The sequence below is a fragment of the Gellertiella sp. DMC107 genome (assembly GCF_056313605.1).
This window is the reverse complement of the sequence record NZ_JBQUZZ010000002.1, coordinates 206,665-222,413: the sequence shown is the minus strand read 5'-3', so window position 1 is coordinate 222,413 and position 15,749 is coordinate 206,665. Positions and strand designations below refer to the sequence as shown.

Genomic DNA, 15,749 nt, shown 5'->3' with positions numbered 1-15,749 from the left:
ATGAAGGAGCCCGGCCGGACGAGCAGCCCCCCCGGTGCCGCCCCACCCCGCCCGATACCGCTCAAGGACCGCGCCTCGATCGTGTTCGTGGAAAAGGGCCAGCTCGACGTCATCGACGGTGCCTTCGTGCTGGTGGATGCAAGCGGGGTTCGCACCGTCATTCCGGTCGGCGGGCTGGCGGCGATCATGCTGGAACCCGGAACCCGCACCAGCCATGCGGCCGTGTCGCTTGCGGCGCGGGCGGGCACCCTGCTCGTCTGGGTGGGCGAGGGTGGTGTCCGGCTTTATTCTACCGGGCAGCCGGGCGGCGCCCGCTCGGACAAGCTTCTCTGGCAATGCAGGCTGGCGCTGGAACCGGATGCACGGCTGAAGATCGTCCGGCGCATGTTTCAGGTTCGTTTCGGCGAAACCGCGCCTGAGCGTCGTTCGGTCGATCAGTTGCGCGGCATCGAGGGCGTCCGAGTGCGCACCATCTATCAGGGCCTTGCCCGCCAGTTTGGTGTCACCTGGAAGCGGCGTGATTACGATCCCGGCAATTTCGATATCTCGGATGTGGCGAACCGCTGTCTGTCGGCAGCGACGTCCTGTCTCTACGGCATCACCGAGGCCGCGGTTCTGGCCGCAGGATATGCCCCTGCGGTGGGCTTTCTTCACACAGGCAAACCGCTTTCGTTTGTCTATGACATTGCGGATCTCTTCAAGTTTGAAACCGTTGTGCCCGAGGCCTTCCGGATTGCCGGCCAGCATGCCCGCGGAAAACTGGACAAGCCGGTCGAGATGGCGGTTCGCCACGCCTGCCGCGACACCTTCCGCAAGAGCAACATCCTCTCACGGCTGATCCCCGCCATCGAGGATGTGCTCCTGGCCGGGGATCTGCCGCGCCCGGAAGCCCCGCAGGATGCGGTCCTGCCGGCCTTCCCCGATCCCTCCCCTTCGGGCGAGGAAGGCCAGCGCGGATGACAAGGGAGACAGGATCATGATGGTGGTCGTTACCAACAATGCGCCACCCCGTTTGCGCGGACGGCTTGCTGTCTGGTTGCTGGAGGTGAGCGCCGGCGTTTATGTAGGCGCTTATTCGACCCGCACCCGTGAAATGATCCGCGACCAGATCGCCGCGTTGATCGCCGATGGCGATGCTGTTCTGGCCTGGACTGCCTCGACCGATGCCGGCTTCGATTTCGAAACCTTCGGCAGAAGACGTCGCGTTCCGGTCGATTTCGACGGCCTGAAACTCGTCGCCTTCGTGCCCGCACCCTGAGGTCCGGACAGGTTCCTTGACATCGTTCAGAGTGGCGCTTTTGGCCGGTGGTCAATGACCATTGCAAAAAGCGCCAATTTATCAGATGCTTCTGGGAAGAGTGCTCCCCGCACACGCGGGGATGAACCGGCTGATGGCGGACAGGACCGTAACGCTTTCGCGTGCTCCCCGCACACGCGGGGATGAACCGGCTTCGGAGAGGGCGGCGCTGTCCATTAGCACGTGCTCCCCGCACACGCGGGGATGAACCGCCGCTGGAGTGGGTGGACGGATTTATCGCGAGGTGCTCCCCGCACACGCGGGGATGAACCGCAGTTCGACGGACTGTTCGCAGGCCTCGGCCGGTGCTCCCCGCACACGCGGGGATGAACCGCGCCCGTCAGCGTCACGGTGAAATCCAGACGGGTGCTCCCCGCACACGCGGGGATGAACCGCTGCTGCCGTCATCCTCAATCCCCACCTTCATGTGCTCCCCGCACACGCGGGGATGAACCGACCCTGAAAACCACAGGCATCGTGACCGGCGGGTGCTCCCCGCACACGCGGGGATGAACCGCGCAACAGTTGCGCAATCTTGTCTCCGTCATTGTGCTCCCCGCACACGCGGGGATGAACCGATTAAAGCCAGCCCATACGACACTCGTTTTTAGTGCTCCCCGCACACGCGGGGATGAACCGCAATTCAGGCGCGCGCATCCGAGGGCGGCGTGGTGCTCCCCGCACACGCGGGGATGAACCGCCCCTGGATGGCGCGGTTGCCGCCAATGTGCAGTGCTCCCCGCACACGCGGGGATGAACCGCTTGCGAATGGTACTGGCCCGCAAATGACACTGTGCTCCCCGCACACGCGGGGATGAACCGGCGGCGTTTCAGGTTCAGGACACGAAGAACAGGTGCTCCCCGCACACGCGGGGATGAACCGATGGAAGAGGCAGCGAACGCAGTCCGTCTCTAGTGCTCCCCGCACACGCGGGGATGAACCGCTTCGAGACAACCGCTTCGCTGCCATTGTCGTGTGCTCCCCGCACACGCGGGGATGAACCGCACGTCGCGGACCGCATGGGTCTATCCACCGAGTGCTCCCCGCACACGCGGGGATGAACCGACGAGGCCGTGCGGAAAATCGTCGGCTATGCGGTGCTCCCCGCACACGCGGGGATGAACCGCTGCCGAGCAGGCAGGGGCAGAAATGACGCAGGTGCTCCCCGCACACGCGGGGATGAACCGCTCTGGAAGGGCCGCGCGGACTTCATTTTCACGTGCTCCCCGCACACGCGGGGATGAACCGCAGGACGGCGGAAACTCGGTCAGCCGTAACTCGTGCTCCCCGCACACGCGGGGATGAACCGGTGCCGGAGCCCCTTGCCGAACGGCATCAGGCGTGCTCCCCGCACACGCGGGGATGAACCAGGCGATGAATGGATTGAGGAAAGCGATTTTGCGGTGCTCCCCGCACACGCGGGGATGAACCGCGCACAGGCTTGTCACCGCATCGGAAGAAACAGTGCTCCCCGCACACGCGGGGATGAACCGGCACTGCCGGGAGAGCAGCAGGCCGAACATTGGTGCTCCCCGCACACGCGGGGATGAACCGGAGGAGGCAATCCTCCTCGAAATCACCGAAAAGTGCTCCGCGCACACGCGGGGATGAACCGATAGAGCCCGGCCGACCGAATAATAGGGCAAAGTGCTCCCCGCACACGCGGGGATGAACCGCGGTTGACCATACCACCCAAAACAGCAGCATCGTGCTCCCCGCACACGTGGGGATGAACCGACGGGCTCCATCAATGTGACCGCCTATCTCGTGTGCTCCCCGCACACGCGGGGATGAACCGGCGCTCGGCAACAGCATGGCGGTCAATGTCATGTGCTCCCCGCACACGCGGGGATGAACCGAGGAGCTGGGTTTCAGGCAGGGGCCGCTGCAGGTGGGCATGGAACCGGATCATCCCCTCCTGAACTCCGCACCGCAAGGCCTGTCCATGCCGGATGGAGGCAGGGACTTGCGGTGCCGGTTTCGCTGGCCTCAGGGAAGCATCATCTTCTGCTTCGGATGCGGGCTGTCTTCGTAGGCGCCCCAGATCGACTGGTCGAAATTGATGGTGGCTCCCGTCATCAGGCCGCTTTCCTCGGAAGACAGATAGGCGCAGGCTCGGGCCACCTCGGCGGGATCGACGAGGCGGCCGAAAGGCTGGCGGGCGGCGGCTTCCTTCAGCCAGTCGGCAGGCGCCCCGTGATATTCCCGCTGGATCCGGTCCTCCCCATCGCTCGCCATCCATCCGATGTTCAAGGCATTGCAGCGGATGCGGTTCTGGAGAAGGCTGAAGGCCACATTGCGGGTCAGGGTGTCGAGAGCCCCCTTGGACGCACAATAGGCGGCGATGAAGGGTTGGCCCGCCATCGACGACATCGAGGAAATGTTGACGATCGTGCCCTCCACGCCGTCCCGCACCATCAGCTTCACCGCATCCTGGATGAGGAAAAAGGGCGCGCGGGTATTGATGGCAAACATGCGGTCGAACAGCGCCTCGTCCGTGTCGAGGATGGTGCCGCGATCCGTTATCGCGGCGACATTGACGAGCGCGTCGACGCGGCCGAAGACATCGTCTGCTGCGGCGATGACGCGGCGGCAGTCGTCGACCTCGCCGAGATCGGCGGCAACGAAATGCACCGGCGTGCCGTAGCGGCCGGTGATTTCACGGGCTTTCGCCTCGCCCTTGTCACGGCTGCGGCCGCAGATGACGAGGCCTTTCGCACCGCGCTCGGCAAAGAGCCGCGCCACTTCCGCACCCAGTCCCTGCGTGCCGCCGGTGACGACGGCAATCTTGTTGTCCAGTCTTCCCATGGTGCTCCTCATGCCTTGCGCTTTGCAGCCTGGGCTGCGACGAGCGCTGCAAAGGCATCCGGCTCCATCCCTGCCTCCAGCGCTTCCGCCATCATGCTGTTCTGCGTTTTCGGCGCAAGGCCGCCGACCGGCGGGTCGCTGTCGAGATTGGTGGGAAAGGCATAGCCTTCCGCCGTGGCAGCAATTGCGTTGGCGATCTGGGCAGGCGTCAGTGCATCCGCCTTTTTCGCCGCCAGGAGTACGGGATAGACGACCCTGCACATGGCGTCGCGGTCTACATTTTCCATGGCCCGGCCGAAGGCCGAGGAGACCTGGAGCAGGTTTGCCATGCGCCAGATATCGGCCGAGACATTGTTCCCCGCACCATGCATCAGCGCAGGATTGAAGAACACTGCGTCGCCCTTGCTCAGGGGCAGCTGTACGTGATGTTCGGCGAAATGCGCCTGGAATTCCGGTCGCCCGAAGGCGAGATATCCTTCAAAGAAGGTTTGCGAATAGGGGAGGAACAGCGTCGGGCCGCTTTCAACCGGCATATCGCAATGGGCAACCGCCCCCTGCAGGGTCAGCACCGGCGATATGGCGTGGATATGGCCCGGATAGGCCTGCATCTGCGCCGGCGACATGAAGCCCAGGTGATAGTCGCGATGCGGCACCTGCGCCTTGCCGCCGGGATTGACCCGGTTCATCTGCGCCGTCATCTGGTAGCCCCGGCCAAGCCAGGCTTCCGACGCCATGGCGATCGCCTCGGAGGCGTAGTAGCGGGCGAAATTCTCGGGGTCGGCGATTGCATGCTTCTGGAGCGAGTTCCAGATGCGATCATTGGCACCGGCCTTGGCGAAGTGGTCTGCCGCTGCCTTGCCGGCTTCCTTCTCCGCCTGGACGATGCCGTTGAAAACGGCGGTGGCACGATCCACGACGGCCGGATCGGCAATCGCGGATTTTATGACGATCACACCCGGACCTGTCGAGAAAGCCTCGACCCATTCGGCCATCACGTCGCGGCGGGCCTGCGGATCGCGGGCCATCTCGCCGATGGCCTGGCCGTCATAGATCAGCACGTTTTTCTCAACGCCGACGGCGAAGGGCCAGTCGGCCGGATTGGTCGTCTGTGCCACGAGATCGCGAAAGGCGGCGATATCTCCGGCATCCTTGTCGAGCCACACCTTCGCAGACCGGCGGCTGGTTACTGTTCTTGCATCCATGGCTTCCTCCCAAAATCCCGTTTCTGACTTGACCATAGCCAAGACATGATCGAGACATGAGTATCAAAACACCTCAAAAACACCTCAAGGGCCGGATTATGCCGCATCGCTTCCCCCTGAAGGAAATCGCCCTGCAATCCGGTCTCAGCCTCGCCACCGTCGACCGGGCCTTGCACGGCCGCGGCCACGTGGCCAGGGCAACGGGAATGCGGATCGAGGCGGCCATTGCCGAGCTGGAGCGGCAATATTCGGAAAGCCGGATCGCCGGGCGGCGGCTGGTGCTGGATGTGGTGATGGAAACGCCGCAGCGCTTTTCCAATGCCGTGCGCGCCGCCTTCGAGGCCGAACTGCCGGGCATGCGCCCGGCCGCCTTGTCCGCCCGCTTTCATGTGGCGGAAACCTTCGAGGAGCGGGATCTTCTCTCGATTCTCACGCGCATCAGGCGGCGAGGCAGCCATGGCGTGGTGCTGAAGGTGCCTTCCACCCCGGCTATGGCCGCAATGGCGAAGGACCTGATGGAAAGCGGCATTCCGATCGTCACCCTGGTGACCGACCTGCCGGAACCTGTGCGAAGTGGCTATGTGGGCATGGATAACCGCCTGGCCGGGGCTACCGCTGCCTATTTGCTGGCCCGCATGTCGGGTCCTGCCGACGGAAAGGTGTTGCTGACCCTCTCGAGCGCACGGTTTTCCGGTGAAGAGGAGCGAGAGCGCGGCTTTCGCGAGGCCTTGCTCAACGACGCGCCGCATCTCGGCGCCGTCACCATCTCGGAAGGTTTCGGGGTGGATCGCACGACGGAAAATCTGGTGACGGCGGCGCTGTCGGCCTATCCCGATATCCGGGCCGTCTATTCGATCGGCGGGGGCAACCGAGCCATCCTCAGAGCCTTTGCGGAGGAGAAACGCCCGATTGACGTGTTTGCCGCCCATGATCTCGACGCCGACAACCGGACGCTGCTCGCCGAAAGTCGGCTGACATTCGTGATCCATCACGACCTGCGCCAGGACGCCCGCAGCGCCTGCCAGATGGTCATGGCGCATCACCGCATGCTGCCGAGAGATTTTCGGATCGCCCCTTCGCGCGTGGCCATCGCCACGCCCCATGAGATGGCCTGACCCTACCGGGCTTGCGTTGCGGCAAGCCGCAAAGCCAGGCTGTCGATGCCTTTGCGCGTGAGCGTGTCGAAGGGCGACTGCGACAGGCCGGCTTTCAGCTCCAGACAAACCTTGAGATGCCTGTGGGCCGTTTCGACATCGCCGGCGCGGAATGCGGCATCGGCCACGTTCAGGTGGAGGGATGGACGAAAGCCGGCAACACGGAGGGAAGGATGCAGTTCGCGGACCCGCTCATCGGTCAGGTTTCCGGCAGCGCGAAGCGCGCGAAGATCCCACGCCAATTCCTCACGGACATCACCTTGCAGGTCAGCAAGGAAATGCGAGAGGACGCAGACGTGCAATGCATCCGGCTCTTCTCCGAGGCAGGACCATAGGGATTCAAGCGCGGACCGTGCGGGCGCCAGATCCCCGGCATACATCCGCTCTATGGCCGCCATGATCTTCGCTATGAAAGGGTCTCGGGGCGATTGATCGCCTTCGTTCACCGGTGACGTCATTTGAAGACCGTGGATATTGCCTTGAGGTCTCTGCTGATCTTTGAGCGGCAAGGGGCCGTTGCCGCAGTCAGGGTCATGGAAGACGCCCTGGCGCGACCGCCCCTTGATCTGCTCTCCAGCCCGTCAGGCCGGTGCATAGGTCAGTCGCAGAACATCGCCTTCGAAACGATCGCTGCTGATCAGGCGTAGCGGCGGTCGTGGACCGGCGAAAAACGGCGTCCCGTGTCCGAGCACCACCGGATGCAGATAGATGCGGTACTGGTCGATCAATCCCCATTCGGTGAGCGCCTGCGCAAGTTCCGGTCCCCCCACCTCGATCTCGCCCTCCACCTCCCGCTTCAGGCGCCGGACTTCGCTCTCGACGTCTGCGCCGAGAAGGCTTGCATTCGGTCCCACCTGCTCGAGAGTTCTGGATACGACCCATTTATGGGACTTGCGCCATGCGGCCGCGAAGGCGCGCTGTGCGTCGTCCCAGGTCTCGTGATCCTCATCCCAATAGGCCATGGCTTCGTAGAGGTGCCTTCCGTAGAGACTGCCGGCAAGACCCTCTGTCTGCCGGATAAACTCCTGAAACAGCCCCGGCTTTGGTGCGGACGGAAACCGCATATGATCCACATAGCCGTCCAGCGACTGGTTCATTCCGAATACGATGGTTGCCATGATATCTCCTATCGGCTCGATGAGCGGCTTGCACAGTGAGTCGTAACTATTTAAATGGTTACAGTCGATTTTGAAAGGGGTTCTGCCGTGGCCGTTCGCGCATACACGTCATCGATCGGGCGCATGAGAATGCTTGCGGGCGACCCTGCTCTGGATTTTGCCAATACGTTCCATTGGCGCGGCGGGCGGGAAGTGGACTTCATTCCCGACTATGTCAGTCTGGTGGAATGGTCGGTTCCCGCGGGCCTGCTTCAGAATACGGAACGTGACGGGCTCCTTGCCCTTGCCGCGGCAGATCCGGTGGGGGCCCGTGCCGCGCATGAGCAAGCCTTGGCGATCCGGGCGCTTTGGCGGGACCATCTGACCTTGATTTTAGGGGCTGCCGGAACGGCAAACGCTCCCGCGCTGCCGGCGCAACTGATGGCGTTGCTGTCAGGCCTGCTGGCCGAAATGCCGCTGCTTCTGGGGTCGTCGGTCAGGGGGGATGAAGGAGACCTGCGACTTCCTCTGGCGCGCCTCGCTCTCGCCGTCGTCAGCCTTCATGCAATTCCGGTGGAGCGCCAAATCGGTCGATGCGAAGGTGATCCCTGCGGTGGCTTCTTCCTGAACACCAGCCGCTCGAAGCCCCGCCGCTGGTGCTCCATGGATACTTGCGGCAATCGTGCGAAAGTGAAGCAGTTTCGCACCCGTTTCGCCGCAGAACGAACGGGCTAAAGCGGCAGGGTCAGGCCTCCTAGGTTGCGAAGGAGGCCTCAGGGCTCGCTATCCGGAAAACCGCGGTCCTGCAGATCCCACAATTGACATCCTGACTAAAGAACTTTAGTTTTACTATAGTCTGTGCGATCCTGCATTTCGCCGCGATTGCCCATGCACCGTTGCACCAGATTGTAAGGGGACAGCCTGACTGTCCGTGGGAGGAGGACCCATGTTTATCAGGAAGTTTTTTGCAAGCGCCATCATCCTGTCCGGGATCGGCGTCCTGCAGGCAGGGGCGGAAACGCCCAAGGATACGCTCGTCATCGCCGATGCGATCGACGACGTGATCACGCTCGATCCCGGCGAGGTCTCGGAGGTCGGTGGCGTTCTGGCCGCGAACCAGATCTATCAACCGCTTGTTGCGGCGGATATCGCCGACCCCTCGAAGATCGTCGGCATTCTTGCCGAGAGCTTTAGCGTGGCTGAGGATGGCAAGACCTTCACCTTCAAGATGCGTTCAGGGCTGAAATTTGCGTCCGGCAACCCGGTAACCGCCCGCGATGCCGAATATTCGCTGCGCCGGGTCGTGCTGATGAAGTCGCGCTCCGCCTTCATTCTCACCCAGTTCGGCTTCACGCCTGACAATGTCGAGGAATGGATCAAGGCTACCGACGACAGCACGCTGGTCATCCGCACGGGCGATGCCTATGCGCCGTCGTTCCTTTACTACTGCCTCTCGTCCTATGTGGGCGGTATCGTCGATTCCAAGCTGGTGCAGGAGCACGAGGTCAATGGCGATTACGGAAATGCCTGGCTGAAAGCGGCGCATTCCGCCGGCTCCGGCCCCTACGAACTGACCCGTTGGGAGCCGAAGCAATCCATGCTCCTCACCCGCAACCCCCATTATGCCGGCGGAGAGGGCGGGGTAAAACGGATCTTCATCCAGCATGTGCCGGAGAGCGCTGCCGAACGACTGCTGCTGGAGAAGGGTGACATCGACATCGCCAACAAGCTCGGCCCGGATGATTTCGGCGCGCTGGAAAAGAACCCCGATATCGGCTTCGTCACCGGCCGTTCCGGCACGATCTATTATATGGGCCTCAATGTCCGCAACGAGAACCTGGCCAAGCCCAAAGTGGTGGAGGCGCTGAAATACCTCGTCGATTACCAGGGCATCGCCGATACGGTCGCCAAGGGCACGATCAAGGTCCACCAGACGCTGGTCCCGGAAGGCTTTCTCGGCGCTATCGATTACAATCCCTACAAACTCGACATCGAGAAGGCAAAAGCGCTGCTGGCCGAGGCCGGCATTTCCGGAGAGATCACGCTGGATTCCGTGGTCTGGAACACGCCGCCCTATACGGACTTCGCTCAAGCGGTGCAGGCCACCATGGCACAGGCCGGCGTGAAGCTTAATCTGGACGTCGTCGACGGTCAGCAATGGCTCGAGCGCTACCGTGCCCACAAGCTGGATATCTGGTTTGGTCTCTGGGGTCCGGATTATCCCGATCCGCATTCGAACGCCAAGGCCTTTGCCGTCAATGCCAAGGATGCCCCCGATGGCTCGGATGGACTGGCGGACCGCTTCGGCTGGGATGCGGGCGCCCTTTCTCCCGACGCCATGGCGGCGGTGCGCGAGAAGGATACGGACAAGCGACGCGCCCTGTATGAGGCCCTTCAGAAGACCCATACGGATACGTCGCCGTTCCTCTACATGTTCCAGCAGGTCCGCAAGGTCGGCATCCGGAGCAATGTCAAGGGTGTGGTGCTCGGCCAGACCTTCTCCGACGACCGCTATTGGGACGTGACGAAATAAAATCGGAACGTGGACGGCCGGCGGGGGTGCAGACCCTCCGCCGGCCTCTCCCCATCCCGGCAATCCGGAGAACCCCCTTGGCTTCCGTTCCCCCGCAAGCGCTCGCCCGAACGTCCCGGCTACCGGCCCTGGCCCTGCGCATCCTTTCTCTTCTTGCAACGGTTACCGTGACGCTGCTCGGCCTCCTGGCCCTGACCTTCTTTATCGGGCGTCTCGTGCCGATCGATCCCGTCATCTCGATCATCGGCCCAAAGGCCGGGCAGGATGTTTATGACCGTGTTTTTCAGGAGCTCGGGCTCGACCGCCCGATCTGGGAACAGTTCTTCCTCTATGTCTGGCGGCTGGCGCGGGGAGATTTCGGCATATCCTTCGTCACCAACCGCGCGGTTCTGTCCGATCTCGCCACGTTTTTCCCCGCCACCCTGGAACTATCGACGCTCGGCCTCCTCATCGGAACCCTCCTCGGCGTACCGGCCGGGGTTGCGGCCGCCTACTGGCATGACCGGTGGCCGGACTATCTCATCCGGCTGATCGGTCTGGTCGGCTATTCCGTACCGATCTTCTGGCTGGGGCTCGTGGGGCTCCTGGTCTTTTATGCCCGTCTCGACTGGGTATCCGGTCCCGGACAGGTCGATGTTTTCTACCAGGGCATCGTGCCGGTCACGACGGGCTCCATTCTTCTGGATTCGGCGCTGGCGGGCGAATGGGAAATTTTTGGCAATGCCTTCAGCCACATCATCCTCCCGGCGCTGCTGCTCGGCTATTACAGCCTTGCCTATATCTCGCGCATGACCCGCTCGATGATGCTGGATCAGCTAAGCAAGGAATATGTCCTTACCGCCCGCCTGAAGGGTGCAGGCGAGCTTCGGGTGGTCCTCCTGCATGCGCTGCGCAATGCCGGCATTCCGCTCGTTACCGTCATCGCCCTGTCCTATGGCGGCCTGCTCGAAGGCTCTGTCCTGGTTGAAACCGTTTTCGCCTGGCCGGGCATCGGCAATTATGTCGCCTCGTCCCTGTTCCGCGCCGATGTCAATGCGGTGCTGGGCGGTACGGTTCTGATCGGGGCCGTCTTCATTCTCCTCAATATGGTGTCCGACCTTCTTTACCAGGCGCTCGATCCGCGCTCCCAACTCTATGGACGGGGCTAAGCCATGACCCTCACCCAAAGCCTGCCCCTGCCGGCGAAACGGTCCGCGCGTCCGCAGCGGATGCGCGACGCGCAGCTTTTCGCGCGGCGCTTTCTGCGCAATCCGCTCGGCGTTCTCGGGCTCTCCATTCTCGTCGTGCTGGTGCTGGCAGCGCTTTTCGCACCGCTTCTTGCCAGCCATGACCCCTATCTGCCCGATCTGGCGGGGCGTCTGGCGGCCCCGGGGGCGAACCACCTCTTCGGTACGGACGAGCTGGGGCGGGATATCTTCGCCCGCATTCTGTATGGCGCGCGGCTCACGCTCCTGATCGTCGGGCTCGTCGTCGTCACCTCTGCGCCGATCGGCCTCGTCATCGGCGCGGCAGCGGGCACTTTGGGCGGCTTCACCGATGCCCTGTTCATGCGGCTGACAGATGTGTTTCTGGCCGTGCCGAAGCTAATGCTCGCCCTCGCCTTCGTGGCCGCTCTCGGACCCGGAATCGTCAATGCGGCTCTCGCCATCACCCTGACCGCCTGGCCTCCCTATGCGCGGCTGGCGCGGGCCGAGGCGCTGCTTGTCCGGGAGAGCGATTATGTGAACGCCATCCGCCTTGCCGGAGGCTCCGAGGCCCGGATCATCTTCCGGCATGTGATCCCCATGTGCATTTCCTCGGTGATCGTGCGCATGACGCTGGATATGGCCGGCATTATCCTGACGGCGGCGGGTCTCGGCTTTATCGGGCTCGGGGCTCAACCTCCGCTGCCGGAATGGGGCGCGATGATCTCCACGGGCCGCAAGTTCATCTTCGATCAGTGGTGGGTCGCGACCATTCCCGGCTTCGCCATTTTCATCGTCAGCCTGGGTTTCAATCTGCTCGGCGACGCCATGCGGGATCAGCTCGATCCGCATCTGAGGAGACGGGCATGAGCGGAAACCTCGCTGAAATAGAACGGCTCTGCATCAGTTTCCGTGGAGAGGATGGAAGAAGCGTCGAGGCGGTCAAGGGCGTTTCCTTTTCCATCGGCCGGGAAAAGCTCGGCATCGTCGGGGAAAGCGGATCGGGCAAGAGCCTTTCCTGCAGGGCTCTGATGGGTGTTCTTCCTCCCACGGCGACGGTCCGGGCCCAGAGACTGGAATTCGGAGGCATCGATCTTCTAACGGCCTCGAACCGGGTCCGTCGCGGCCTGCGCGGCAGCCGGATGAGCATGATCCTGCAGGATCCCAAATTTTCCCTCAACCCGGTCGTGACGGTCGGGCGGCAGATCATCGAGGCGATCCGCCTGGGAAATAGCAGACTGAGCACCGCCGAATGCCGGCAGAAGGCGCTGGAATCCCTCGAGGCCGTTCGTATCCGGGCACCGGACCGGGTGTTCGGGCTCTATCCCCATGAACTCTCCGGCGGCATGGGGCAGCGGGTCATGATCGCCATGATGATCGTGCGCGAGCCGGAACTGCTCATTGCCGATGAACCCACCTCTGCCCTCGACGTCACCGTGCAGGCGCAGGTTCTGGATATCATGAACGACCTCGTGCAGCGGCGCGGCATGGGCCTGGTGATGATCAGCCATGATCTCACCCTTGTGTCCCGCTTCTGCGATCGGGTGCTGGTCATGTATGCGGGGCGGATCGTGGAAACCTTGCATGCGCGGGCGCTGCAGGATGCGCGGCATCCCTACACCCGCGGGCTGCTTGCCTGCATGCCTCACATCGACGGCCCCTTGACGCCCTTGCCGACGCTGGAGCGAAACGCCCATTGGGGAGAGGACCATCCATGATCTCGGTTGAAAACCTCACCGTCCGCTTTGGCGCAGCCGTGGCGGTCGACCAGGTGAACCTTTCGGTCGCTGAAGGCGAAAGCTTCGGTCTGGTCGGAGAAAGCGGCTCCGGGAAATCCACCTTGCTGCGCACCGCCATGGGTCTCAACCGTCATTGGACCGGAACAATCCGGATGAACGGGCAGGACATAAGGACGACCGCGCGCGGTGAGCGCGCGCTCCTGGCGCAGATGGTGTTTCAGGACCCCTATGCTTCCCTGCATCCGCGATACACGATCGGAGACGCCATCGCCGAGCCGATGCGCATCCACAGGCTTCCCGATATTCCCGGTCGTACGGCACGCCTGCTGGACATGACCGGGCTCGCCGCGAGCTTCAGCGCCCGATATCCGCATGAATTGTCCGGCGGACAGCGCCAGCGGGTGGCGATCGCGCGCGCCCTGGCGCTGTCTCCCCGCATCCTTCTCCTCGATGAACCGACCTCGGCGCTCGATGTCTCGGTCCAGGCCGAAATCCTGAACCTGCTCAACCAGCTGCGGGCGGAGCTGAATCTCACCTATCTGATGGTCAGCCACAATCTCGCTGTGATTGCCTATGGATGCGACCGCCTGATGGTGATGCAGAACGCCCGGTGCGTGGAGACCTTGACCCGGGAGGATCTCAGATCCCGGCAGGTGCGCGACGATTATACGCGCGCGCTTCTTGCGGCGAGCACCGGATAAGGTCGCCGGAACCATATTCTGTAGCCGTATGGTCTGACCCGTGACGGTCGCGGTGGCTCCGACCGCCGCGCGCCCCTGAGGTGGCCCGCATCGGCGGCTTCTTCCTTCCTCGACCGGGAATGGCTGTCTCGCCGGAAGGGACCTTTCCCGGCGAGACGCCGCAGTTCAGACCGCCAGGCGCGAGGAGGGTACGGGCTCGGTCCTGTCGAGCAGCCATTGCAGCGCCTCGCCTTCGAGATGCGGAGACAGGCGCGCCCGGACATCGACATGATACTGGTTCAGCAGGCGGATTTCGTCGGTGGACAGAAGCCCCATGTCGGCCAGGCGGAGGTCGAGCGGGATGAGGGTGAGGCTGCGGAAGGCAAGAAAGCCCTCATGGCGCCCCTCGATCACTTCCACCTGGTTTTCCAGCCGGATGCCATAAACGCCGGCCTTGTAGTGGCCGGGCTCGATGGTCGTCACCATGCCGGCCTCAATGTCGATTTCATTGACACGCTTGTCGAAACGCTGGGCCTGCTCATGCACCGAAAGGAAATGGCCGACGCCGTGGCCCGTGCCATGGTCGTAGTCGAGGCCCTCGGCCCAGAGCGCGCGCCGCGCAAAGGCGTCCAGCTGGTGGCCGCGCGTTCCGCGTGGAAACTGAAGGCCCAGCATGGAAAGCAGCCCCTTGAGCACGGCCGTATAGGCGCGCCTGACCTCGCCCGTCACGGGGGAAAAGGCGGTGGTGCGGGTCGCATCGGTCGTGCCGCAGACATATTGCCCGCCGGAATCCAGCAGGTAGATCTGGCTGGCGGAGAGGGGCGCGTCGGTTTCCGGCGCAGCCGCGTAATGGCACATGGCGGCATGTCCGCCGGCCGCCGAGATCGACCGGAAGCTCGGTTCCACAAACTGCGGGTCCATCTCCCGAAAAGAGAGAATTTTCGCCTCGGCTTCCAGTTCGGTCACGGGCTGTCCTTCGGCTTCCCGTCCCGCCACGACCCCGTCGAGCCAGGCAAGAAAGCGGACCCAGGCCACGCCGTCCCTTTCATGGCAGGTTCGGAAGCCTGACAGTTCCGCCGGGTTCTTCACCATTTTTGCCAGGGTGACCGGGCTGCGGCGGGAGATCACCTCGCCGCCTGCCGCAGAAATGTCGTGGGTGAAGGCACAGGGCGCAAAATTGGGGTCCAGCACGGCCTTTCGGCCCGGAGCGAGCCGCCGCAACCGTTCGCGAAGGCGTGCCGGGTCGGACTTTGCCACGTCGTCCAGTTCGAATTCGGAGAGGTCGTTGGGCAGCTTGCGGCTGTCCACGAACCATTCCACCTCCCCTTCCGCCGTCAGGACAAGGAAGGAATTGGGCATGGGATTGAAGGCGACGTCCCGCCCGCGCACGTTCAGCAGCCAGGCAATATTGTCCGGCTGCGCTTCGACCAGCATGTCGGCTCCCATGGTTTTCAGGGCCTGGGACAGCAGCAGGCGCTTGTCCGCGGACCGCATGCCCGACGTCTCGAGCGGCATGGCGCTGATGCTGCCCAGCGGTTTGGCGGGCTGGTCTTCCCAGATCGGATCGACCGGATCGGTCTCGAGCGGCACCCACTCCCCACCGGCGGTCCGCACCGCGTCTCCGCATTCGGCATCCCAGGCATGGGGAAGGAGCATGGGATTGAATCCGACCCGCTCCCCTTTCTTCACGCTGCGGGCGAGCCAGCCATGCAAGGGGGCTTCATGAAAATGCTCGATGGCATAGAGCCCCGTATCGGTCTCTTCCAGCACCTGCACCTGGTAGCGGCCATCCACGAACAGGGCCGCCCGGTCGCGGAAGACCGCCGCCACGCCGGCGGAGCCGGTAAAGCCGGTCAGGAAAGCCAGCCGGTTGTCGTGGGGCGCGCAATATTCGCCCTGGTGCTCGTCGAAGCGGGGCACGATCACCCCGTCGAGACCACGGCGGGCCAGTTCGGCCCGCATGTCCGCCAGACGTTGGGCCAGCAGGAATTTCGGTTGAATGACGGTCATCAGTGCACTCCTTCGGGTGCTGTCGCCGATCCGGCGCGGGAAGG

At 63.4% G+C, this 15,749-nt stretch carries 14 protein-coding genes and 1 CRISPR repeat array; of the genes, 9 read left to right on the top strand and 5 right to left on the bottom strand.

From position 1 onward, the window contains the following. Both cas1e and cas2e read left to right on the top strand, forming a co-directional pair. On the top strand, nt 1–960 hold the full coding sequence (gene cas1e, locus ACT54B_RS06505; protein WP_476043740.1) for a type I-E CRISPR-associated endonuclease Cas1e: 960 nt from the start codon (nt 1–3) through the stop codon (nt 958–960). A 16-nt stretch (nt 961–976) separates the two neighbouring features. Then, nucleotides 977–1,258 (top strand): type I-E CRISPR-associated endoribonuclease Cas2e, encoded by a 282-nt coding sequence (gene cas2e / locus ACT54B_RS06500; protein ID WP_476043739.1) that lies wholly within the window; start codon nt 977–979, stop codon nt 1,256–1,258. 100 nt (nt 1,259–1,358) lie between these two features. Further along, a CRISPR array of direct repeats spans nt 1,359–3,157; the repeat unit is 29 nt; unit sequence GTGCTCCCCGCACACGCGGGGATGAACCG. A 130-nt stretch (nt 3,158–3,287) separates the two neighbouring features. Here the strand turns inward: cas2e and ACT54B_RS06495 are convergent. Both ACT54B_RS06495 and ACT54B_RS06490 read right to left on the bottom strand, forming a co-directional pair. Continuing rightward, a complete protein-coding gene (locus ACT54B_RS06495; RefSeq protein WP_476043738.1) occupies nt 3,288–4,118 on the bottom strand; it encodes an SDR family oxidoreductase in 831 nt (276 codons plus the stop codon). Continuing rightward, a complete protein-coding gene (locus ACT54B_RS06490; RefSeq protein ID WP_476043737.1) occupies nt 4,115–5,308 on the bottom strand; it encodes a phytanoyl-CoA dioxygenase family protein in 1,194 nt (397 codons plus the stop codon). The genes ACT54B_RS06495 and ACT54B_RS06490 overlap by 4 nt, the downstream gene beginning before the upstream one ends. Before the next feature lie 98 nt (nt 5,309–5,406). Here ACT54B_RS06490 and ACT54B_RS06485 point away from each other — a divergent pair, with 98 nt between their 5' ends. Beyond that, nucleotides 5,407–6,423 carry a LacI family DNA-binding transcriptional regulator gene (locus tag ACT54B_RS06485; protein ID WP_476044795.1) on the top strand — a complete coding sequence of 339 codons (1,017 nt, stop codon included), beginning with the start codon at nt 5,407–5,409 and terminating at the stop codon, nt 6,421–6,423. Between the two features lie 2 nt (nt 6,424–6,425). Here ACT54B_RS06485 and ACT54B_RS06480 read toward each other — a convergent pair whose 3' ends face one another. Next, entirely contained in the window at nt 6,426–6,971 is a 546-nt protein-coding gene (locus ACT54B_RS06480; protein WP_476043735.1) for a hypothetical protein, read from the bottom strand. A gap of 72 nt (nt 6,972–7,043) precedes the next feature. Continuing rightward, a complete protein-coding gene (locus ACT54B_RS06475; RefSeq protein WP_476043734.1) occupies nt 7,044–7,580 on the bottom strand; it encodes a dihydrofolate reductase family protein in 537 nt (178 codons plus the stop codon). An 87-nt stretch (nt 7,581–7,667) separates the two neighbouring features. On the opposite strand from ACT54B_RS06475, the gene ACT54B_RS06470 reads away from it, so the two are divergent. From ACT54B_RS06470 to ACT54B_RS06445, 6 genes are all read left to right on the top strand, one after another. Next, a complete protein-coding gene (locus ACT54B_RS06470; protein WP_476043732.1) occupies nt 7,668–8,294 on the top strand; it encodes a CGNR zinc finger domain-containing protein in 627 nt (208 codons plus the stop codon). A 211-nt stretch (nt 8,295–8,505) separates the two neighbouring features. Then, nucleotides 8,506–10,092, top strand: coding sequence for an ABC transporter substrate-binding protein (locus ACT54B_RS06465; RefSeq protein WP_476043731.1), 1,587 nt, complete (start codon nt 8,506–8,508; stop codon nt 10,090–10,092). Between the two features lie 77 nt (nt 10,093–10,169). Beyond that, nucleotides 10,170–11,240: an ABC transporter permease gene (locus tag ACT54B_RS06460; RefSeq protein WP_476043730.1), complete on the top strand. Its 1,071-nt coding sequence runs from the start codon at nt 10,170–10,172 to the stop codon at nt 11,238–11,240. A gap of 3 nt (nt 11,241–11,243) precedes the next feature. Next, nucleotides 11,244–12,146, top strand: coding sequence for an ABC transporter permease (locus tag ACT54B_RS06455; protein ID WP_476043729.1), 903 nt, complete (start codon nt 11,244–11,246; stop codon nt 12,144–12,146). Then, nucleotides 12,143–12,994 (top strand): ABC transporter ATP-binding protein, encoded by an 852-nt coding sequence (locus tag ACT54B_RS06450; protein ID WP_476043728.1) that lies wholly within the window; start codon nt 12,143–12,145, stop codon nt 12,992–12,994. The genes ACT54B_RS06455 and ACT54B_RS06450 overlap by 4 nt, the downstream gene beginning before the upstream one ends. Continuing rightward, nucleotides 12,991–13,716, top strand: a complete 726-nt coding sequence (locus tag ACT54B_RS06445) for an ABC transporter ATP-binding protein (protein ID WP_476043727.1) — start codon at nt 12,991–12,993, stop codon at nt 13,714–13,716. Before ACT54B_RS06450 ends, ACT54B_RS06445 begins: the two co-directional genes overlap by 4 nt. Nucleotides 13,717–13,881: 165 nt before the next feature. Here ACT54B_RS06445 and ACT54B_RS06440 read toward each other — a convergent pair whose 3' ends face one another. Then, nucleotides 13,882–15,705, bottom strand: coding sequence for an aminopeptidase P family protein (locus tag ACT54B_RS06440; RefSeq protein ID WP_476043725.1), 1,824 nt, complete (start codon nt 15,703–15,705; stop codon nt 13,882–13,884). Between the last annotated feature and the right edge of the window lie 44 nt (nt 15,706–15,749).